Genomic DNA, 18,717 nt, shown 5'->3' on the forward strand with positions numbered 1-18,717 from the left:
NGTGCTCAGGGATGACCGCATCATCGGCACCGTGCTCTATGGCGAGACATCGGACGGCGCCTGGTTCAACGACCTGAAGAAGAAACAGACCGACATATCGCGGATGCGCGATACGTTGATCTTCGGCCAGTCCTACCAGGGGGGTGCCCCGCTGGACCCTATGGCGGCCGTTGCAGCCTTGCCGGATGATGCGGAAATCTGCGGCTGCAACGGCGTCTGCAAGGGGAAGATCACCGGCGCGATCACGGCCAAGGGCCTGACTTCGCTGGACGACGTGCGCGCCCACACCAAGGCGTCGGCGTCTTGCGGCTCCTGCACCGGGCTGGTCGAAAAGCTGATGGTGCTGACCCTCGGCGACACCTACAACCCGGCCGCCGTGCAGCCCATGTGCTCCTGCACCATTTTCGGCCATGACGACGTGCGCAGGCTGATCAAGGCCAAGGGGCTGAAGACCATTCCGGCGGTCATGCAGGAGCTGGAGTGGAAGACTTCCTGCGGCTGCGCCAAATGCCGGCCGGCACTTAACTACTACCTCGTCTGCGATTGGCCGGACGAGTATGCCGACGATTACCAGTCGCGCTTCATCAACGAGCGCGTTCACGCCAACATCCAGAAGGACGGCACCTATTCGGTGGTGCCGCGCATGTGGGGCGGCGTCACCAATGCGGCCGAACTGCGAGCCATCGCCGACGTCGTCGACAAATTCGAGATTCCGATGGTCAAGGTCACCGGCGGTCAGCGTATCGACATGCTGGGCATCCGCAAGGAGGACCTGCCGGCGGTGTGGGCCGACCTCGGCCAGGCCGGCTTCGTTTCCGGCCATGCCTATGCCAAGGGGCTGCGCACGGTGAAAACCTGCGTCGGTTCGGACTGGTGCCGCTTCGGCACGCAGGATTCGACGGGCCTCGGCATCCGCATCGAGAAGTTCATGTGGGGCTCGTGGACGCCTGCCAAGGTCAAGATGGCGGTGTCGGGCTGCCCGAGGAATTGCGCCGAGGCAACCTGCAAGGATGTCGGCGTCATCTGCGTCGATAGCGGCTACGAGATCCACTTCGCCGGTGCCGCCGGTCTCGACATCAAGGGCACGGAAGTGCTCGGCCTGGTCAGGACCGAGGACGAGGCGTTGGAGCATATCGTAGCGCTGACGCAGATGTACCGCGAGCAGGGCCGCTATCTCGAACGCATCTACAAATGGGCCAAGCGCATCGGCATCGCCGAAATAAAGCGTCAGATCATGGACGATGGTGAGAAGCGCAAGGCCTATTACGACCGCTTCATCTTTTCGCAGAAGTTCGCCCAGGTCGATCCATGGTCCGAGCGCGTGTCCGGCAAGGACAAGCACGAGTTTCGGCCGATGGCCTCGGTCGGGTTTGCGCAGGCGGCGGAGTGATGGAGATGTCGGTGCGAGGCACCCCCTGGGCGCGTTCCTATCAAGCAAAGGCAGCGCTATGAACTGGATATCTATCGGCACCGTCTCCGATATTCCCCGGCGCGGCGCGCGCTGTGTGGTCACTCCGCAAGGCAAGATCGCCGTCTTCCGCACAGCGGACGACGATATCTTCGCCATTGAGGACCACTGCCCGCACAGAGGCGGACCGCTGAGCCAGGGCATCGTTCATGGCGCGGCCGTGACATGCCCCTTGCACAATTGGGTCATCTCGCTTGAGACGGGCAAGGCGCTTGGCGCCGACGAAGGCGCCGTGCGCACGATTCCCGTGAAGCGGGAGGGCGAGCGCCTGTTCATCGCGCTGGAAGCGCTGGCCAGCCGCGCGGCCTGACCCATGGAGATTGACGCAGCGCGCGAGGTGAGGACCACTTGCCCCTATTGTGGGGTCGGCTGCGGCGTGCTGGCGAAGATCGCCGCGGACGGGCAGGTATCTGTCCGTGGGGATCCCGATCATCCCGCGAATTTCGGCCGGCTCTGTTCCAAGGGCTCCGCACTGGCCGAGACCATCGACCTGGACGGCCGGCTGCTCCATCCACAAATCCACGACCGGCCCGCCGGCTGGAACGAGGCGCTCGACCTCGTCGCCTCGACCTTCCAGCACACCATCGCCGAACATGGCCCCGACGCGGTCGCCTTCTACGTCTCCGGCCAGTTGCTGACCGAGGATTACTATCTCGCCAACAAGCTGATGAAGGGATTCATCGGCTCGGCCAACATCGACACCAATTCGCGGCTCTGCATGGCTTCGTCGGTTGCCGGCCATCGCCGCGCGTTTGGTTCGGACACCGTGCCGGGAACCTACGAGGATCTGGAACTAGCCGACCTGATCGTGCTGGTCGGGTCCAATCTCGCCTGGTGCCATCCCGTGCTCTATCAGCGCATCGCGGCTGCCCGGGAAAAGCGACCCGAGATGAAGATCGTGCTCGTTGATCCGCGCCGCACCATGACATCTGACATCGCAGACATGCATCTGGCGATCGCGCCGGATGGCGACGTCGCCCTGTTCACCGGCCTGCTCGCCTGGCTCGGCCAGTACAATGCGCTCGATCGTGCCTATATCACGGCGCATACGGCCGGATTCGGACAAGCCCTGTTCGCCGCTTCGACGCTCGATCTTGCCGGCGTCGCTGCCGCCACGGGCCTCAGCGAAGACGAACTTAGCCGTTTCTACAGCCTGTTCGCCAGGACCGAAAAGACCGTCACCGTCTACAGCCAGGGCGTCAACCAGTCGTCCCAGGGTACCGACAAGGTCAATGCCATCATCAACTGCCATCTCGCCACCGGTCGCATAGGAAAACCGGGCGCCGGCCCGTTCTCGGTCACCGGCCAGCCCAACGCCATGGGCGGCCGCGAGGTCGGCGGCATGGCCAACATGCTCGCCGCCCACATGGAGATCGAAAACCCCGGGCACCGTGAACGCGTGCAGCGCTTCTGGAAGGCACCGGCGATTGCCGGAAAGCCCGGCCTCAAGGCGGTCGAGATGTTCAAGGCGGTGGCCGATGGGCGCATCAAGGCGATGTGGATCATGGCCACCAACCCGGTCGATTCCATGCCGGATGCAGGTGCAGTCGAGGCGGCGATCAAGGCCTGCCCCTTCGTCGTGGTGTCGGACGTTCTTGCCAAGACCGACACAATCCGCCACGCCCATGTCCGGCTGCCGGCCACTGCCTGGGGCGAGAAGGACGGCACGGTCACCAATTCCGAGCGCCGCATCTCGCGCCAGCGCGCGTTCTTGCCGGCCCCCGGCGAGGCGCGGCCCGACTGGTGGATCATTGCGGAAGTGGCAAGGCGGATGGGCTTTGGCGAGGCGTTTGCGCGTGAGAGCGCGGCGGGGATCTTTGCCGAGCACGCCGCGCTGTCGGGGTTCGAGAACGACGGCGAGCGGGATTTCGACATTGGCGCTTATGCTGCGATCGATGTTGAGGATTACGAAGGATTGGCTCCGTTCCATTGGCCAGCGCCGAGCCCGGGCACCCCCCTCCGGCCTGCCGAGAGGGGTGGTCACGCTCGACGTCAGTCAGAGAATGACGTTCAAGCTGACCCTCAACCGCGGAAGAATACTCAATCTGGGCACGCCCCAATCACCACCCGCTTCTTCGCCGACGGCAACTTCTACACGCCCGACCGCAAGGCCCGCTTCATCGCTCTGCGCCCAACCGTCGAAACCCGCATCACCGCCGCCTTCCCGCTCGTCCTCAACACCGGCCGTATCCGCGACCACTGGCACACCATGACGCGTACCGGCAAAAGCCCGCGCCTGTCCCAGCACATCGCCGAGCCCTTCGTCGAAATCCATCCCGAGGATGCACAGCGTTACGGCATTGGCGACGCCGACATCGCGCGCGTTTGGACTCCACGCGGCGAGGTGCTGGTCCGCGTGCTGGTGACCACGCGCCAGCGCCCGGGCAGCCTGTTCGCGCCGATGCACTGGACCGACCAGTTCGCCGCCAGGGGCCGCCTCGACACGTTGACGGCATCGCTTACCGATGCCGTGTCGGGGCAGCCGGCGCTAAAGCATGTCGCTGCCCGCATCGAGAAATTCACCGCTGGGGCCTTTGGCTTTGCCGTGACACGCAAAAGGCCCGTGACGATGGCCGCCGACTACTGGGCGATCGCCAGGTGCCGGGGCGGCTGGCGGGTCGAGTTGGCCTTTGCCAATGACGATGCCGACTGGCCAGCCTTCGCCGGCTCGCTCTTCGATGCCGCGGATGCCGAAATGCTCGCCTACCACGACCGCGACGCCGGCCAGCACCGCATCGCCGCTTTCCAAGGCGAGCAGCTGGCGGGCGCCTTGTTCGTCGCCCCCGGTCCAGTCGCGGTGTCGCGCGGCTGGGCCGCCGAGCAGCTCGGCGAGGTTCACGCCAGCCAGCGCGAACGCTTCAGAATCGTCGCTGGCCGCGCCGGTGCCGATAGACCCGATGCCGGCGCGACCGTTTGCTCGTGCTTCAGCGTCGGGGCCAACCAGATCGTGGCCGCAGTGGCGGCCGGCTGCGCCAGCGTCGAAGCCATCGGCGCCGCGCTGAAGGCAGGCACCAATTGCGGTTCCTGCCGATCGGAAATACGCGCGATCATAAAAACCGGTCGGGTGCAGGCGGCTGAGTGAAGGCGTCCGTCCCACCTGGCAAAGTGGCACGGCCTACGAAATCGGCGAAACCCGCAAGGGCTCCAACCTGTCCAACAGCTAATTCGACCTGGCCGGGGTTCCCTCATATTGGTTCATGCGAGTGAAAGATGGCGCCATGGACCAGAACTGGAGACGCCCTTGACGACCGTTGCGCCACGCTGCGGCTGGATCTCGCCGTTCGGCTAACAATTCGGGAAGGGCTTCTCAAGCCATAGCAAACGAGACGCATAACCGTTGCCGTGGATCTGTGTCTCTGCTGGCCCTGTTCTTCGTAGTTGATCCGTCTGGACATAGATGTTGAAGACTGGAAAATGGGGAACGCAATCTCGCCATGCGAGTTGATCCAAGGCATCGGGAGATCAGTGCTGAATCTGCAAGACATAGCCGGCCATCCAGCCTTGCACCGCTACGTTCAGGAACAGTCGCAGTCCCTGATCCGCATCTATGAGGAAAGCCCGCGACTGGCTTCCATCTTTGCCACGCAGCAACGCTGGCTGTTGGGCCATGTCGGCCTTGCCATGCACTTCAGGCGCGACCCCAACGACCGCCGCAAGGACCTGACGGTATCGCGTTTCATCGAGGTCGTGCACAAGAACGCGGTGGCCAGCCGCAACACGGCGGACGCCTTCATCAAGGAGATGCTGCACTACAACATCGCCGAGTATGTGGCTGGTGGGGACGGCCGCACGCATCCCCTGCAACCGACGGCGGCGACGATTGAGCGATTCACCGGCTGGGTTACAGCCCATCTGCGCACGCTCGACCATATCGATGGCGGCAACCGGCTGGCCAGGTTTCTTGAGCGGCCCGACATGCTTGCCACGCTGCAGCCCCTGGTGGCTGACGGCTTGCTTGCCTCAAAGCCGGTGCGTGAACCCAACCAGACCTTTTCCCTGTTCATCTGGCTCAACAATGGCGGCATCGTCATGGACTGGCTGATGTCAGGCATCAACCCTGACCATGCCGGGCTGGAGCGAATTCCGACCGGCGTGGTTTCGATCGGCGACTTCGCCAAATGGCTCAAGCTGTCGCGGACCCATCTCGGCCGTAAACTGCGCACGGCGGAGGAACTCGGCAGCATTGGCTGGCTTGGTCAGCGCGGCAATTCGGTGATGTGGGTGTCGCACGGATTCTATGACGAATACATGATCGTCCAGGCCGCCAAGCTGGCCGTCGTCGACAGCGCCTTCGCAGCGTGTTTTTCCACCGACCGCCGAGTCCCGCCACCTCCCAACTTGTGAAGGTGATACAGGCTTATTTAAAGCGTCGAATCGCGCGGGCGCGGCGCTGGTCAGACTGGTTGCGCCTCTTCGGCGCATCTCGGCACCATGTGAAAGATGTTCGGGTGCGCAAAGACACCCGAACCGGGCCGGCGTTCTCAATCGATGTCGAACGAGACGCCCTGTGCAAGCGGCAGCGCCTTGGAATAATTCACGGTGTTGGTGGCGCGCCGCATATAGGCTTTCCACGCATCGGAGCCGCTCTCGCGGCCGCCACCGGTTTCCTTTTCCCCACCGAAAGCGCCCCCGATCTCGGCGCCGGAAGTACCGATATTGACGTTGGCAATGCCGCAATCCGAACCGTCGACACCGAGGAAGCGCTCGGATTCCTGCAGGTCGCGGGTGAAGATCGACGACGACAGGCCGGCGCCGACCGCATTGTGCTCGTCGAGCACAGCGTCGAAATCGGAATACTTCATCACATAGAGGATCGGCGCGAAGGTCTCTTCCGTCACCGGTGCAACCTGCTTCGGCATTTCGACTAGTGCCGGGTGCACATAATAGGCATCGGGATGACCGTTCTCGACTCGGCTGCCGCCAGTCACCTTGCCCCCATGCGCGGCCGCTTCCGTCAGCGCCTTCTGCATGGCATCGAAGGCGGCCTTGTCGATCAGCGGACCGACCAGTGACGAGGTCTCCAGCGGATTGCCGACCGAGACACTCTGATAAGCCTTCTTCAGCCGCGGCACCAAGGCATCATAGACGCTGTCATGGACGAACAGGCGGCGCAGCGTCGTGCAGCGCTGGCCCGCGGTGCCCATGGCGCCGAAAGCGATGGCGCGCAGCGCCATGTCGAGATCGGCCGTCGGGCAGACGATGCCGGCATTGTTGCCGCCCAGTTCCAACACGGCGCGGGCGAAACGCTTGGCCAGGCGCGGACCGACATCCCGGCCCATGCGCGTCGAACCGGTGGCCGAAACCAGCGGCACCCTGGGATGGTCGACCAGGATTTCGCCGACCGCACGGTCGCCGATCAGAACCGGTGCCAGGCCTTGCGGTGCGTCGGTACCGAAGCGCTTGACCGCACGCTTGAAGATCGCCTCGCAGGCAAGCGCGGTCAGCGGCGTCTTCTCCGACGGCTTCCATACCACTGCATCGCCGCAAACCAGCGCAAGTGCTGCGTTCCACGACCACACCGCGACCGGGAAGTTGAATGCGGAGATGACACCGACGACGCCAAGCGGATGCCAGGTTTCCATCATGCGGTGGCCCGGGCGCTCGGTGGCGATGGTCAGGCCGTACAATTGCCGGGACAGACCAACGGCGAAATCGCAGATGTCGATCATCTCCTGAACTTCGCCGAGCCCTTCGGACGGGATCTTGCCGACCTCGATCGACACCAGCCGGCCAAGCTCGGTCTTGTGCGTGCGCAGTTCTTCGCCCAGCAGCCGCACCAGTTCGCCGCGCTTGGGACCCGGCACCAGTCGCCAGGACTGGAACGCCTTGTGGGCTGCATCGATGGTCTTTGCCGCGTCGGCCGGCGAGATCGTCTTCAGCGTCGCGATCCGCTCACCCGTCACCGGGCTGCGCACGACCAGGTCGCCGCCGTCAAGCGCCTCCTTGGCCACGCCCAGTTTCGCCAGAAGCTCGGCCGTTTCCTTCGCTATCGTCATTTCTGTCCCTTTCAGAATCCCGCCGCTCGTAGGGCGCGGCTCAACGCCTTGCCATGCCTTCCGGCGCCGTCACGGCTGGAAGGGGCTGTCATGGCGTGCCATTACCTGTTTCAGGGGGAAATCGCCACCCCGCCATGGTCCAAGCCCGGGCTGCACGATTGAGCCAGGCGACGCTTGAGCAGAACGGGCGTAGGGGCTCAGTTTGCCTTTTTCGCCGGCGTGCGTACGGCGCCGTCCTTGATCAGACGGTCGATATGCATACGGATATGGGCTGCTTCCGCCGCCGTGTTGGCGAGCGCGATGGCGCGGTCGAAGGCAATGCGTGCCTCCTCGCCCCGGTCGAGTTGCATCAACAGCCCGCCCTTGAGGCCGAAGAAATGGAAATAGCCCGAAAGCCTCTGCTCGAGCGGCTCGATCATCGCCAGGGCCGCTTCCGGTCCGCGCACCTTGGCGACCGCGACCGCACGGTTGAGCGTGATGACCGGCGACGGCTGCATCTGCTCGAGCAGGCCGTAGAGCAGGTCGATCTCCACCCAGTCGGTGTCCTCGGCTTTCTCGGCCCGCGCATGGAGCGCTGCGATCGCCGCCTGGACTTGATAGGGACCTGGCTTGCGATGGCGCAGCGCCTTGTCGACGAGCGCCAGCCCTTCGTCGATCATCTTGCGGCTCCACAGGCTTCGATCCTGGTCCTCGAGCAGCACGATCTCGCCGTCATTGTCAAAACGTGCCGGTGCGCGTGCGTGCTGCAGCAGAAGCAGCGCCGTCAGCCCCATGATCTCCGGCTCGGTTTGGAACAGCCGCAGCAGCAGCCGGGCAAGCCGGATCGCTTCCTCGCACAATGGCGCGCGAGCCGGCGCCTCGCCGCTGTTGGTCGAATAGCCCTCGTTGAAGATAAGGTAGACCATGGACGCGACCGCCGCGAGCCGCTCGGAGCGCTCGATCGCGCCCGGCGTCTCGAACGGGACGCCGGCGTCCGCGATGCGCGCCTTGGCGCGGGTGATGCGCTGCTCCATCGCGCTCTCGCCGACCAGGAAGGCGCGCGCGATCTGCTTGACGGTGAGGCCGGAGACGACGCGCAGCGCCACCGCGATCTGCTGCGTCGCGGGTAAATCAGGGTGACAGCAGATGAACAGCAGCCGCAATATGTCGTCGCGATAATGCGCTCCGTCCAGCCGCTCGGCGATGTCGCTTTCGGCGTCCTCCAGATCGGAAACTTGGTCCTCTTCCGGCATCGGCGCCTGCTTGGCACGCTTGCGCACCGCGTCGATGCCGCTGTTGCGGCCGACGAATATCAACCAGGCCGCCGGATCGCGAGGCGGCCCGTTCTGCGGCCAGTTCTTCAGCGCCTTGAGGCAGGCATCCTGGAAAGCTTCCTCCGCCGTGTCGAGATCGCGGAAATAGCGCAGCAGCGCGCCCATCGCCTGTGGGCGGGCAGCGCTGATCGCGGAGCTTATCCAGGCGAGTTCGGTCATGCCGGAACCCTGGTCGGATTGAACACCGATACCGGGCGGATTTCGTAGGAACCGCCGCTTGGGTTGACCTCGGAGAGTTCGCGGGCGAATTCGACGGCCTCGTCGAGGTCGGCGCAATCGAGCGTGTAGAAACCGAGGAACTGTTCCTTGGTCTCGGCGAACGGCCCGTCGATGACCAGCGATTCACCTTTCACTTTCCGCAGCGTCGTTGCCGCCGTCGTCGGCAAAAGCCGCGCCACGGGCCCAAGCCGGCCGGCGTTGGCATACTTCTCCTGAACGCCGAGCAGGTCGGCCATGACCTTGTCGTCCTGTTCCTTGCTCCAGGAACAGACGACGTCTTCGCAGGCGTAGCAGAGGATGGCATAGAGCATGGGCGGTCCTTTCTGTATCAAAGGACGAAACAGTAGGGCCGATCCCGACATGGCGTCGATAAAAAAATCGAGACGTCGCGGATTCAGCGGCCGCTGATTGCCGCCGATCGGTCCTCCTGCGTTTTCAACCACCTCAACACGAGCGCTTCCTCTTCATCAAGGCCTTCGATGGACCGCTTGCGCTTGTTGGCTTCCGCCATTTCGGCAAGCAGTCGTCCTTCGCTCCATGCCTCGAAGACCCGCGGATGGATATAGCATTTGCGGCAGACCGCGCGCGTATTGCCCAGCCGTTCGGCCACCTTGTCGATGAGGTTGTTCATCACCCGTTTTTGCTGTGCCTGGCTCTCAGGCAGTTCCGTCTGCGCAAACAGGGACGCGGCGTGGATGGTGCCGCCCCATGTGCGGAAGTGCTTCGAACTGAACGCGTCGCCGACCGCTTGGCGGATATAGTGGTTCACGTCATCGGAGCGGACAGGGCGTCTGTTACCGTCCTCGTCGAGATACTGGAACAGTTTTTGGCCGGGCAGGTCCTGCGCGCTCCGAACAATCCCCGCGATCCGGCGGTCAACCAGCTTCAATCTCCATTCCTTGCCGGACTTGCCCTTGAAGGCGAAGCGCAGGCTCGATCCCTTGATGTCGACATGCCGGTCCCGCAATGTCGTCAGGCCGAAGCTCTTGTTGTCGCGAGCATAGGCTGCATTGCCGACGCGGATCATCGTGTTGTCGAGCAGCCAGACCACCGCGGCGGCGACGCGTTCGAGCGGCAGGCCGTGACGGCGCAGGTCGCTGTCGATCCTGCGCCGAAGGTCCGGCAGGCTTTCGGCGAAAGCCACCAAGCTCGAATATTTGGCGCCGTCGCGCTCCTCGGCCCATTGCGGATGATAGCGATACTGCTTGCGCCCCCGCTGATCCCTTCCGGTCGCCTGGATATGCCCGTTCGGATCGGGCGAAATCCAGACATCGGTCCAGGCCGGCGGAATGACGATCGCCGCGATGCGCGCTCTGTCGGCACCGGAGACCGCTTTCCCGTCCGCTAGCTTGTAAGCGAATCCCTTGCCTGCCTTCAGCCGACGGATGCCGGGCTCGGCATCGCTGACATAGGTCAGCGCGGCACCCCTGGCGGAAATCTGTGCTCCATTCTTGGCTACGCTATCAGCATCGGCCAATCGGCTGCGCGACGATCCGGTTCTCTGCAGCATGTAAGCTCCACACGAAATATGCGTAGATAAGCTGCGGGTTGACCGCCGGTTCCACACCCGTCTGGAAAGAAGGCAATCCCCGTGGCAGCGGTCAGGCCTACAATGCGCGCTGCATCTGTGTCGGCGGAAGGGATAGCCGGCGGCGCGCCGCGAGCTTGAATTTGTAGCGCAGGCATCGCCAAGCTTCCGAGCGCCGCTTCGGCGCCGCCGAGGCTATTGCGAGAAAGCGCGCGGCCATGTCCAGGTCGCCCCGCGCATAATGGACACGGGCGATCTTGAGCGCGACGAGGCCCTCCCTGGCTTTCAGTGCCGAAATCGGGATGCCGCAATCGGTGAGCGTACGCAGCTCCCGGCGCCAGTCCAGGAAGCGCCGCACCGGGTCGACCGTGAAGCGATCGTCCGAGCGCTCCGCTGAAACTTCGTAGATCATGACGGGGCGGTGAACCATGACCAGCGACGCCTTGCTCATCAGCCGCGCCCAGAACAGCGTGTCCTCATCGAAGGCGAGCCCGACGGGGAACCGGGTCTCGCCGATGAGACGCCGGGAAGCCAGCACGCTGCCCACCGCCACCGAGCGTATATCCCCTTTCACGTAGGCCGAGGCGTTGGTGAGGCAGGCCGCGGTATAGCCGTTTGGCACCTTGATCTGCCGGTCCTGGCCGTTCACCCTGCGCCGGAAGGCGCCGACGATCATGTCGGCCTTGGGCTGGGTTTCCGCCTGCGACAGCAAGGAGCTTAAGCCGCCCTGCAGGTGCAGGTCGTCGGCGTCGATCAGGTAGACCCACGGATGGGCTGCCTCGTCGAGCGCCAGGTTGCGGGCGCCGCCGGCGTCGCGGCAACTGGCGGGCAGCACGCGCAAAGGCAGGGATGATTGCGCCGCGGCCTGCCGCGCCGCATCGGCCGTGCCATCGGTCGATTGGTCGTCGACCAGCAGGACCTCGCCGATAAACCCGGCCTCTCCGCCAAGCGACGCCAGCGTTTTAGCGATCGTTGCCGCCGCATTGTAGGCGGGTATGACGACGCTGACGGTTTTCAATGACAAACCTCATGCCTGTGCGGCAGCCTAGACTATTCTCCGTTAAGACGAATACAGACTAAGGACTTACAGGAAAAGTGTGAAACGGCTTTTCCCGCCGGAATTGCGCGCAATCAAAGACTTGGATCGGCTCGCCTTTTCCGTGAACCGGTGAACTGCTCTACTGGCCGTATCGATCTTTGAGAAGTCTGCCCCATCCTTGTGGGAACTCGCAGCGCCGGGCAAGTTAATGCGCCCCGTTTCACGCTTTTTCGAGCACGACCGGGATGACGTCGACAGCCTGGTCGCCGACCTGTCCGCCAGTCGTCTTCAGCACGCCGACGATGGGCGCCACATCCGAATAGTCGCGCCCGCAACCAACGGTGATATGGTCGTTGGAGGCCCGCATGCCATTGGTCGGATCGAACTCCTGCCAGCCGGCATCACGCCCGCACCAGACCTTGACCCAGGCATGCATGGCATCCGCGCCTTCGAGCCGGGGCTTGCCTTTGGGCGGAATGGTGCGCAGGAAGCCGCTGACATAGCCGGCCGGAATGCCGAGCCCGCGTAAGCCGGCGATCATGATGTGCGAGAAATCCTGACAGACGCCCCGCTTCAGCTGGAAGGCGTCGCTGGCCCGGGTCCGCACCGTGGTCGCCTCGTCATCGTATGTGAAATCGCGATGGATGCGATTGCACAGGTTCATCGCCGTCCCCGCGGCCGAGATTCCGATGCTGTCTTGCGCGAATGCGGTGATCGCCGCATCGATGCCCGCATGGCTGCTGGCGGCCAGGAAATGGTGCGGCGAGGCAGGCGCAAGCGACCGCACGGCGGCCAGATCCTGTCGAAGGCGGCCGAGATCCGGCGACACGTCGAGCCCCGGCTCGGGCCGCGCCACCGACACACGCGCGCTCATCCTGATGTCGAGCGTGTCATGGGCGTCGCGAAAAGCGATCGAAGTGACATTGTTGCCGAAGAAATCGGAAAAATCCGACCTTTCGTTGGGTGCGGGTGAAAAAGAAAGCGAAGCGGCGATGACACGCTGCACACCGTCAATGGTCGACGGCAGCACGCGCACCTGATGGCGTCCGCCACCAGCCGCGGCAGCATAGTCGTAGTGGAGCAGAAGCCTGATGTCGTACAGCATGGCCATCTCTTTCTAGCCGAAATAGGCTTTGGCGAGGCTGCTGTAGAGCCCGCCTATTTCGCCCGCGAGATCGTTCAACGCCTTCACCGTCATGTCTGCCGGCTCCTTGATGGCGATGGACGTGTTGAGCTGCAGGATTTCCTTGGCTGCCGCCGACATGTGCCCCTCGCCGCCGGTCGCCGGCAATAGCCCTATCTCGGCTTTCAGCCGTTCCAATTGGAACAGGATGGAGCGTGGATTGAGTGGATCGAGCGCCAGGAGGTCGATCACCGTGCGCCGGCCGGCCTGCACCGGATATTGCCGTCGATGGGTCATGACGCTGTCGCCGATCTCCAGCATCATGTCCAGCGCCCCGTCCGGCGCCTTGCTGCTGGTCAGTCGGGCCAGCGTGCTGGCGATCTGGATGCCGCGCTCCAGCCGCCGGCCGATCTCGAGGAACCGCCAGCCAGCGAAGCGGTACATGTTCTCATGCAAAAGGCCTGAGAATCCGGCCAGCTTGCGCAGGATCACGGTCATCGCCCGCGTCGCATCGTCGCCGGGCGCCACGGTGGTGGCGAACTGATGGATCGTTTTTGACAAATCCTTGAGCGCCAGCCAGCCATCCGGCGAGAAACGATCGCGGATCTGGCCGGCGCTGTAGACCGCGCTGTCGAGCGTGCCGATCAGCCCTGGCGGGATTGCCGTTTCGACATCGATGCCGAACGGTTCGAGATAATCCCTGATATCGGCCAGCAGCGGCATGTCCGGATCGGACGTTTCGGCGAGCCGCACGTGATAGGCGCGCAGGATACGCACCGTGTCTTCCGAGCGTTCGATGTAGCGGCCGAGCCAGGTCAGGTTTTCCGCCGCGCGGCTGGGCAGGCTGCCGGGCATGGTACGGTTGAAGCTGTCGCTCTCCTGCGGCAGCAGCGTCTCGCGCTCCACGGGTCTGTCGCTGACCACCCAGACATCAGCCGCCTGGCCGCCGCGCTGCATGGCGATCGCCGTTGGGTCGAGCGACAGGCCAACGCGCGCAAACCCGCCCGGCATCACCGTCCAGCCCTCGGGCGTACGCGCCAGGTAGACGCGAAGGCTCGCCGGCCGCGGTTCCAGCCAGCCGCCGACATAGACCGGCGTCGTCGAAAGCGTCACCGCCTCCTGGCCGACGAAGGCCTTGCCGTCGCGTTCGATGCGCGCCACCAGTTCCGCCCGCTCACCGACCGAGAGAGCCGAGCCGAGCTTCGTCTGTCCGTCATCTTCGAAGGCAAGTCTTGTCGACAGCGCCGGGCCGACCACCATGCGGTCGATATTGGCGAGCACGTGGGCGCGCTCCGTCTCCTGTCCGCACCACCATGTCGCCACACTGGGCAAAAGCAGCTCCTCGCCCCACAATTCGCGCGCGATCTTGGGCAGAAAGGCGAGCAGCGCGCGCGTCTCCATCAGGCCCGAGCCCAGCGCATTGACGGTGGACACCGTGCCTTGGCGGATCGCCTCGACCAGGCCCGGCGTACCGATCTGCGAATCCGGGCGCAGCTCGAGCGGATCGGCGAACGCGGCATCGAGCCGCCGCCACAGCACGCTGATCGGCATCAGACCGGACACCGTCCGCACCATCAGCTTGCCGCCGGAAACGGTCAGGTCCTCGCCTTCGAGCAGCATGATGCCGAGGTAGCGGGCGATATAGGCGTGTTCGTAATAGGTCTCGTTGAGTGGCCCCGGGGTCAGGATGGCGACGCGCCCGTCGCTCTCCTTTGCCATGCCGATCAGCGCATCGCGAAAGCGTCGGAAGAAGCCGGCGAGCCGGTGCACATGCATCTCGCCATAGATGTCGGACAAAGCGCGCGTGGTGGCGACCCGGTTTTCCAGCGCGAAGCCGGCGCCCGAAGGCGCCTGGGTGCGGTCGCCCAGCACCCACCAGCGGCCGTCCGGACCGCGGCCGAGTTCGAAGGCGCAGAAGTGCAGGAAATGCCCTCCGGCCGGCCTGGTGCCGACCAGGGGCCGCAAATATTCAGGGCTCGCCGCGATCAGTCCTGCTGGCAGGATGCCTTTTTCGACCAGCCGGTTCGGCCCGTGGATATCGGCAACAATTTCCTCGAACAGTTCGGCGCGCTGCACCAAGCCGGCGCTGACCGCCTGCCACTCGCTGTCCTCGATGAGCACGGGGATATGCGCCAGCGGCCATTCCCGCTCGTTGGCGCCCGCCTTGTCGTAGACGCGGTAGTAGACACCCGCATCGCGCAGATACTGGTCGGCGCGGGCGAAGCGCTGGCCGAGCTTCTCGGCCCCGAGTTCGTCCAGCGCTTCGACAAAATGCTTCCAGACCGGACGGGGATTACCTGACGCGTCGACCATCTCGTCGACGACGCCGTCGATCGGCTGGTAGTGCTCCAGCAGGCTACGGGCCTGCGGCTTGCCGCGCACCCTTTTGTGATTCCCCTTTGCCATGTCAGATCACAGTCTTGGTGGACGCCTGAGGTCAAGGGTCATCGGGAAATCTTCCGCCGGCTGTTCCTCGCGCAACACATAGCCGGAGGGTGTGTGGCCGCGCGGTTCGAAGCGGGCGAGCCGCCGTGCCTCCGCCTCGTTGCCGTTGACCGGGAAAGTGTCGTAGCTGCGCCCCCCGGGATGCGCGACATGGTAGACGCAGCCGCCGACCGCCCGGCCGGACCAGCGGTCATAGATATCGAACACCAGCGGCGTGTTGACCGGAAGGGCCGGATGCAGGCCCGAGGCCGGCTGCCAGGCCTTGAAGCGCACGCCAGCCACCGCGACCTCTCTGTTGTCGGTAACCCTCATCGGCACGATACGACCGTTGCAGACGATCGCATGGCGCTCCGGATTGAGGCCTTCGGTCCTGACCTGCAGCCGTTCGACCGAGGAATCGACGAAGCGCACGGTGCCGCCGATCGCGCCCTGCTCGCCCATCACGTGCCACGGTTCCAGTGCCTGCCGCAGTTCCAGTTTGATGCCGGCATGCTGCACCTCGCCGCAGAAGGGAAAGCGGAACTCGAGCTGGGCATCGAACCATTCGGGCCGGAATTCGAACCCATTGAGCTTGAGGTCGTCGAGCACGTCGAGAAAGTCCGCCCAGACATAATGCGGCAGCATGAAGCGGTCATGGAGCGAGGTGCCCCAACGCGCGAAGCGCCCGTCGAGCGGAGTTTTCCACGCGCGGGCAATGATGGCCCGCACCAGCAATTGCTGCGCCAGGGACATGCGCGCATTGGGCGGCATCTCGAATCCGCGGAATTCGACAAGGCCAAGCCGGCCGGTTGGACCATCCGGGGAAAACAGCTTGTCGATGCAGATTTCCGAGCGATGCGTATTGCCGGTGACATCGGTCAACAGGTTGCGGAACAACCGGTCGACCAGCCACGGCAAGGGTGCGGCACCTTGTTCGGGATGCGGCACCTGCGCCATCGCGATTTCGAGCTCGTAGAGCGAATCGTGCCGCGCCTCGTCGAAGCGCGGCGCCTGGCTGGTCGGGCCGATGAACAGGCCGGAGAACAGATAGGACAGCGAGGGATGCCGCTGCCATTGCAGCACCAGGCTCTTCAGCAGGTCGGGCCGGCGCAGGAACGGGCTGTCATTGGGCGTCGCGCCGCCGACGACGACATGGTTGCCGCCTCCGGTACCGGTGTGGCGGCCGTCGATCATGAACTTGTCGGCGCCAAGCCGCGTCTGCCGCGCTTCCTCGTAGATTGCCGTTGTGGTGGCCACGCAATCTCGCCAGTTGGAAGCTGGGTGGATGTTGACCTCGATGACGCCGGGATCGGGTGCCACGCGGATGACGTTGAGGCGCGGGTCATGCGGCGGACCGTAGCCCTCGATGTGCACGGGAACGCCAATCGCCTTTGCCGCGTTCTCGGCGGCGGCGACGAGTTCGAGATAATCCTCGAGCGCCTCGACCGGCGGCATGAACACGCACAGCCGCCCGTCGCGCGGTTCGACCGAAAGTGCCGTGCGCACCGCGCCACCAATCTCGGTGATCTCCTGCTCGACGCGATCCTGCTGGCCGCTCGTCGCCGTGAACGAAGCTGCGTGCTGGCGGCGGGCCATTTCGTCGGCGCCTTCGAGTTCCGCCGGAGCGGCCGCTGGCAAGATCGCTTCGCGCACGGGCAGCGGGTCACGCGGCAGTGACGGATCGACGGGCACGATGTAGGGGAACTGCGCCGGCGGCACATAGGGCAGCGTGCCCAGCGGCAGGCGATAGCCGACCGGTGAATCGCCGGGCACCAGGAACAGACGGCCGCGCCGCGTCGTCCATTTTTCCGAACGCCAGCGCGGATCCGACGCCTGGCTGTTCCAGCGCTGCACCGGCAGCACATAGCCGGACGGCTTGGTCAGCCCGCGCTCGAACACTCTCGCCATGCGGCTGCGTTCCTCCGGATCTTCGAGCTTCGAATTGGCCGGGTCGACATTCTCGGGCAGCTTGCCTTCCTTGAGCAGCCATTCGGCTGGATCCTCATAGGCTTCGCTGACCATGGACGTGTCGATGCCGAGTTCGCCGGCGATCGCCGTCAGCAGGCTTTCGGCTTGTTTCGGCCCGATATCAGCCGAACTATCTTCCCGCGCGATCAGCGACGGGTCGCTCCACACCGGCTCTCCGTCGGCGCGCCAAAAGAGCGAAAACGTCCAGCGTGGCAGGCTTTCACCGGGATACCATTTGCCTTGGCCGTAGTGGAGGAAACCACCTGGCGCGAAACGTTCGCNTTCCCGCGCGATCAGCGACGGGTCGCTCCACACCGGCTCTCCGTCGGCGCGCCAAAAGAGCGAAAACGTCCAGCGCGGCAGGCTTTCACCGGGATACCATTTGCCTTGGCCGTAGTGGAGGAAACCACCTGGCGCGAAACGTTCGCGCAGTTTTCTGATCAGCGCGTCGGCCTTTTCGCGCTTGGTTGGCCCAACGGCGGCGGTGTTCCATTCGGCGGCCTCGAAATCGTCTATCGAGACGAAGGTCGGCTCGCCCCCCATGGTCAGCCGCACATCCCCGGCCGCGAGCGCGGCATCGACCTTGTTGCCGAGCGCGTCGAGCGCCTGCCAGCTCTCGTCGGAGAAAGGCTTGGTGATGCGCGGATGCTCGGCGATGCGGTCGACCCGCATCTCGAAGCCGAACTCGACATTGGCGAAGCTCCCCATGCCGGAAATAGGTGCGGCATTGCGGAAATGCGGTGTGGCGGCCAGCGGCACATGGCTTTCGCCGGTGAGCAGGCCCGAGGTCGGGTCGAAGCCGATCCAGCCGGCACCAGGAAGATAGACCTCGCACCAGGCATGCAGGTCGGTGAAATCGACCGCTGTGCCGGCCGGCCCATCCAGCGCGACAAGGTCGGGCCTGAGCTGGATCAGATAGCCCGAGACGAAGCGCGCGGCGATGCCGAGATTGCGCAGGATCTGCACCAAGAGCCAGCTCGAATCGCGGCACGAGCCCTTGGCGGCCGCCAGCGTTTCCTCCGGCGAGAACACGCCGGTCTCCATGCGCACGATATAGGCGATCTCGCGCTGCAAGCGCGCATTGAGATCGACGAGGAAATTGACCGTGTTGGGCGCGCTGCGGTCGACGGTTTTCAGAAACGCCTGGAGCAGCGGCCCGGCCGGCTCCGGCGTCCGGTAGATAGTGAGATCGTCGCGGATCTCCTCGGGATAGTCGAACGGGAACGCCTCGGCCGACGGTTCGACAAAGAAGTCGAACGGATTGTAGACGGTCATGTCGGCGACGAGGTCGACCTCGATCTTCAGCTCCGTCACCGGCTCGGGAAAGACGAAACGGGCGAGGAAGTTGCCGTAAGGATCCTGCTGCAGATTGACGAAGTGGTTCGCCGGCTCCACCTTCAGCGAATGGCTCAACACCTTGGTGCGGGAATGCGGTGCAGGCTGCAGCCTGATGATTTGGGGGCCGAGAACCACCGGCCGGTCGTATTTATAGTGGGTCAGGTGGTAGACGGCTGCCAGAATTGCCATGGGGCCCCGGAGTTCGGCGTTTCATCAGCCGAACCCTGACACATCTGGCCGCCATTCTCCAAGCGGATGTTGCGGTGCACCTAAATTAAAGAACCCTTTGCCGCCTTAAAGT

Annotated in this window: 11 protein-coding genes and 1 pseudogene; 4 read left to right on the top strand and 8 right to left on the bottom strand. The window is 64.4% G+C overall.

Annotated features, from left to right (window positions below; genetic code table 11):
* Nucleotide 1 precedes the first annotated feature (1 nt).
* From X742_RS0135925 to X742_RS164785, 4 genes and pseudogenes are all read left to right on the top strand, one after another.
* Nucleotides 2–1,390: pseudogene (locus X742_RS0135925) on the top strand (NAD(P)/FAD-dependent oxidoreductase); the annotation flags it as partial.
* Between the two features lie 58 nt (nucleotides 1,391–1,448).
* Nucleotides 1,449–1,778: a nitrite reductase small subunit NirD gene (gene nirD, locus X742_RS164795; protein ID WP_023770413.1), complete on the top strand. Its 330-nt coding sequence runs from the start codon at nucleotides 1,449–1,451 to the stop codon at nucleotides 1,776–1,778.
* Between the two features lie 3 nt (nucleotides 1,779–1,781).
* The gene (locus X742_RS164790; RefSeq protein WP_023770414.1) at nucleotides 1,782–4,550 is read left to right on the top strand and encodes a nitrate reductase; all 2,769 of its coding nucleotides are present in this window, start codon (nucleotides 1,782–1,784) and stop codon (nucleotides 4,548–4,550) included.
* Between the two features lie 332 nt (nucleotides 4,551–4,882).
* On the top strand, nucleotides 4,883–5,812 hold the full coding sequence (locus X742_RS164785) for a hypothetical protein (RefSeq protein ID WP_023770415.1): 930 nt from the start codon (nucleotides 4,883–4,885) through the stop codon (nucleotides 5,810–5,812).
* Between the two features lie 137 nt (nucleotides 5,813–5,949).
* Here X742_RS164785 and X742_RS164780 read toward each other — a convergent pair whose 3' ends face one another.
* From X742_RS164780 to X742_RS164745, 8 genes are all read right to left on the bottom strand, one after another.
* Nucleotides 5,950–7,464 (bottom strand): aldehyde dehydrogenase family protein, encoded by a 1,515-nt coding sequence (locus tag X742_RS164780; protein ID WP_023770416.1) that lies wholly within the window; start codon nucleotides 7,462–7,464, stop codon nucleotides 5,950–5,952.
* A gap of 197 nt (nucleotides 7,465–7,661) precedes the next feature.
* Nucleotides 7,662–8,936 carry an RNA polymerase sigma factor gene (locus X742_RS164775; RefSeq protein WP_023770417.1) on the bottom strand — a complete coding sequence of 425 codons (1,275 nt, stop codon included), beginning with the start codon at nucleotides 8,934–8,936 and terminating at the stop codon, nucleotides 7,662–7,664.
* On the bottom strand, nucleotides 8,933–9,307 hold the full coding sequence (locus tag X742_RS164770) for a YciI family protein (protein ID WP_023770418.1): 375 nt from the start codon (nucleotides 9,305–9,307) through the stop codon (nucleotides 8,933–8,935). Before X742_RS164770 ends, X742_RS164775 begins: the two co-directional genes overlap by 4 nt.
* Before the next feature lie 83 nt (nucleotides 9,308–9,390).
* Nucleotides 9,391–10,506, bottom strand: coding sequence for a DNA topoisomerase IB (locus X742_RS164765; RefSeq protein ID WP_023770419.1), 1,116 nt, complete (start codon nucleotides 10,504–10,506; stop codon nucleotides 9,391–9,393).
* A gap of 97 nt (nucleotides 10,507–10,603) precedes the next feature.
* Entirely contained in the window at nucleotides 10,604–11,542 is a 939-nt protein-coding gene (locus tag X742_RS164760) for a glycosyltransferase family A protein (protein WP_023770420.1), read from the bottom strand.
* 241 nt (nucleotides 11,543–11,783) lie between these two features.
* Nucleotides 11,784–12,668 carry a transglutaminase family protein gene (locus X742_RS164755; RefSeq protein WP_023770421.1) on the bottom strand — a complete coding sequence of 295 codons (885 nt, stop codon included), beginning with the start codon at nucleotides 12,666–12,668 and terminating at the stop codon, nucleotides 11,784–11,786.
* A 12-nt stretch (nucleotides 12,669–12,680) separates the two neighbouring features.
* Complete coding sequence (locus tag X742_RS164750; RefSeq protein WP_023770422.1) at nucleotides 12,681–15,092, bottom strand: circularly permuted type 2 ATP-grasp protein; 2,412 nt, start codon at nucleotides 15,090–15,092, stop codon at nucleotides 12,681–12,683.
* Between the two features lie 6 nt (nucleotides 15,093–15,098).
* Entirely contained in the window at nucleotides 15,099–18,605 is a 3,507-nt protein-coding gene (locus tag X742_RS164745) for a transglutaminase family protein (protein ID WP_023770423.1), read from the bottom strand.
* Between the last annotated feature and the right edge of the window lie 112 nt (nucleotides 18,606–18,717).

This window comes from Mesorhizobium sp. LNHC229A00, assembly GCF_000502415.1.
Taxonomy (GTDB): Bacteria; Pseudomonadota; Alphaproteobacteria; order Rhizobiales; family Rhizobiaceae; genus Mesorhizobium.

What these genes read in the sequence shown, in the direction of transcription:
- nirD (WP_023770413.1), top strand. Translation starts at nt 1,449, where the DNA reads ATGAACTGGATATCTATCGGCACCGTCTCCGATATTCCCCGGCGCGGC.
- X742_RS164790 (WP_023770414.1), top strand. Translation starts at nt 1,782, where the DNA reads ATGGAGATTGACGCAGCGCGCGAGGTGAGGACCACTTGCCCCTATTGT.
- X742_RS164785 (WP_023770415.1), top strand. Translation starts at nt 4,883, where the DNA reads ATGGGGAACGCAATCTCGCCATGCGAGTTGATCCAAGGCATCGGGAGA.
- X742_RS164780 (WP_023770416.1), bottom strand. Translation starts at nt 7,464, where the DNA reads ATGACGATAGCGAAGGAAACGGCCGAGCTTCTGGCGAAACTGGGCGTG.
- X742_RS164775 (WP_023770417.1), bottom strand. Translation starts at nt 8,936, where the DNA reads ATGACCGAACTCGCCTGGATAAGCTCCGCGATCAGCGCTGCCCGCCCA.
- X742_RS164770 (WP_023770418.1), bottom strand. Translation starts at nt 9,307, where the DNA reads ATGCTCTATGCCATCCTCTGCTACGCCTGCGAAGACGTCGTCTGTTCC.
- X742_RS164765 (WP_023770419.1), bottom strand. Translation starts at nt 10,506, where the DNA reads ATGCTGCAGAGAACCGGATCGTCGCGCAGCCGATTGGCCGATGCTGAT.
- X742_RS164755 (WP_023770421.1), bottom strand. Translation starts at nt 12,668, where the DNA reads ATGCTGTACGACATCAGGCTTCTGCTCCACTACGACTATGCTGCCGCG.
- X742_RS164750 (WP_023770422.1), bottom strand. Translation starts at nt 15,092, where the DNA reads ATGGCAAAGGGGAATCACAAAAGGGTGCGCGGCAAGCCGCAGGCCCGT.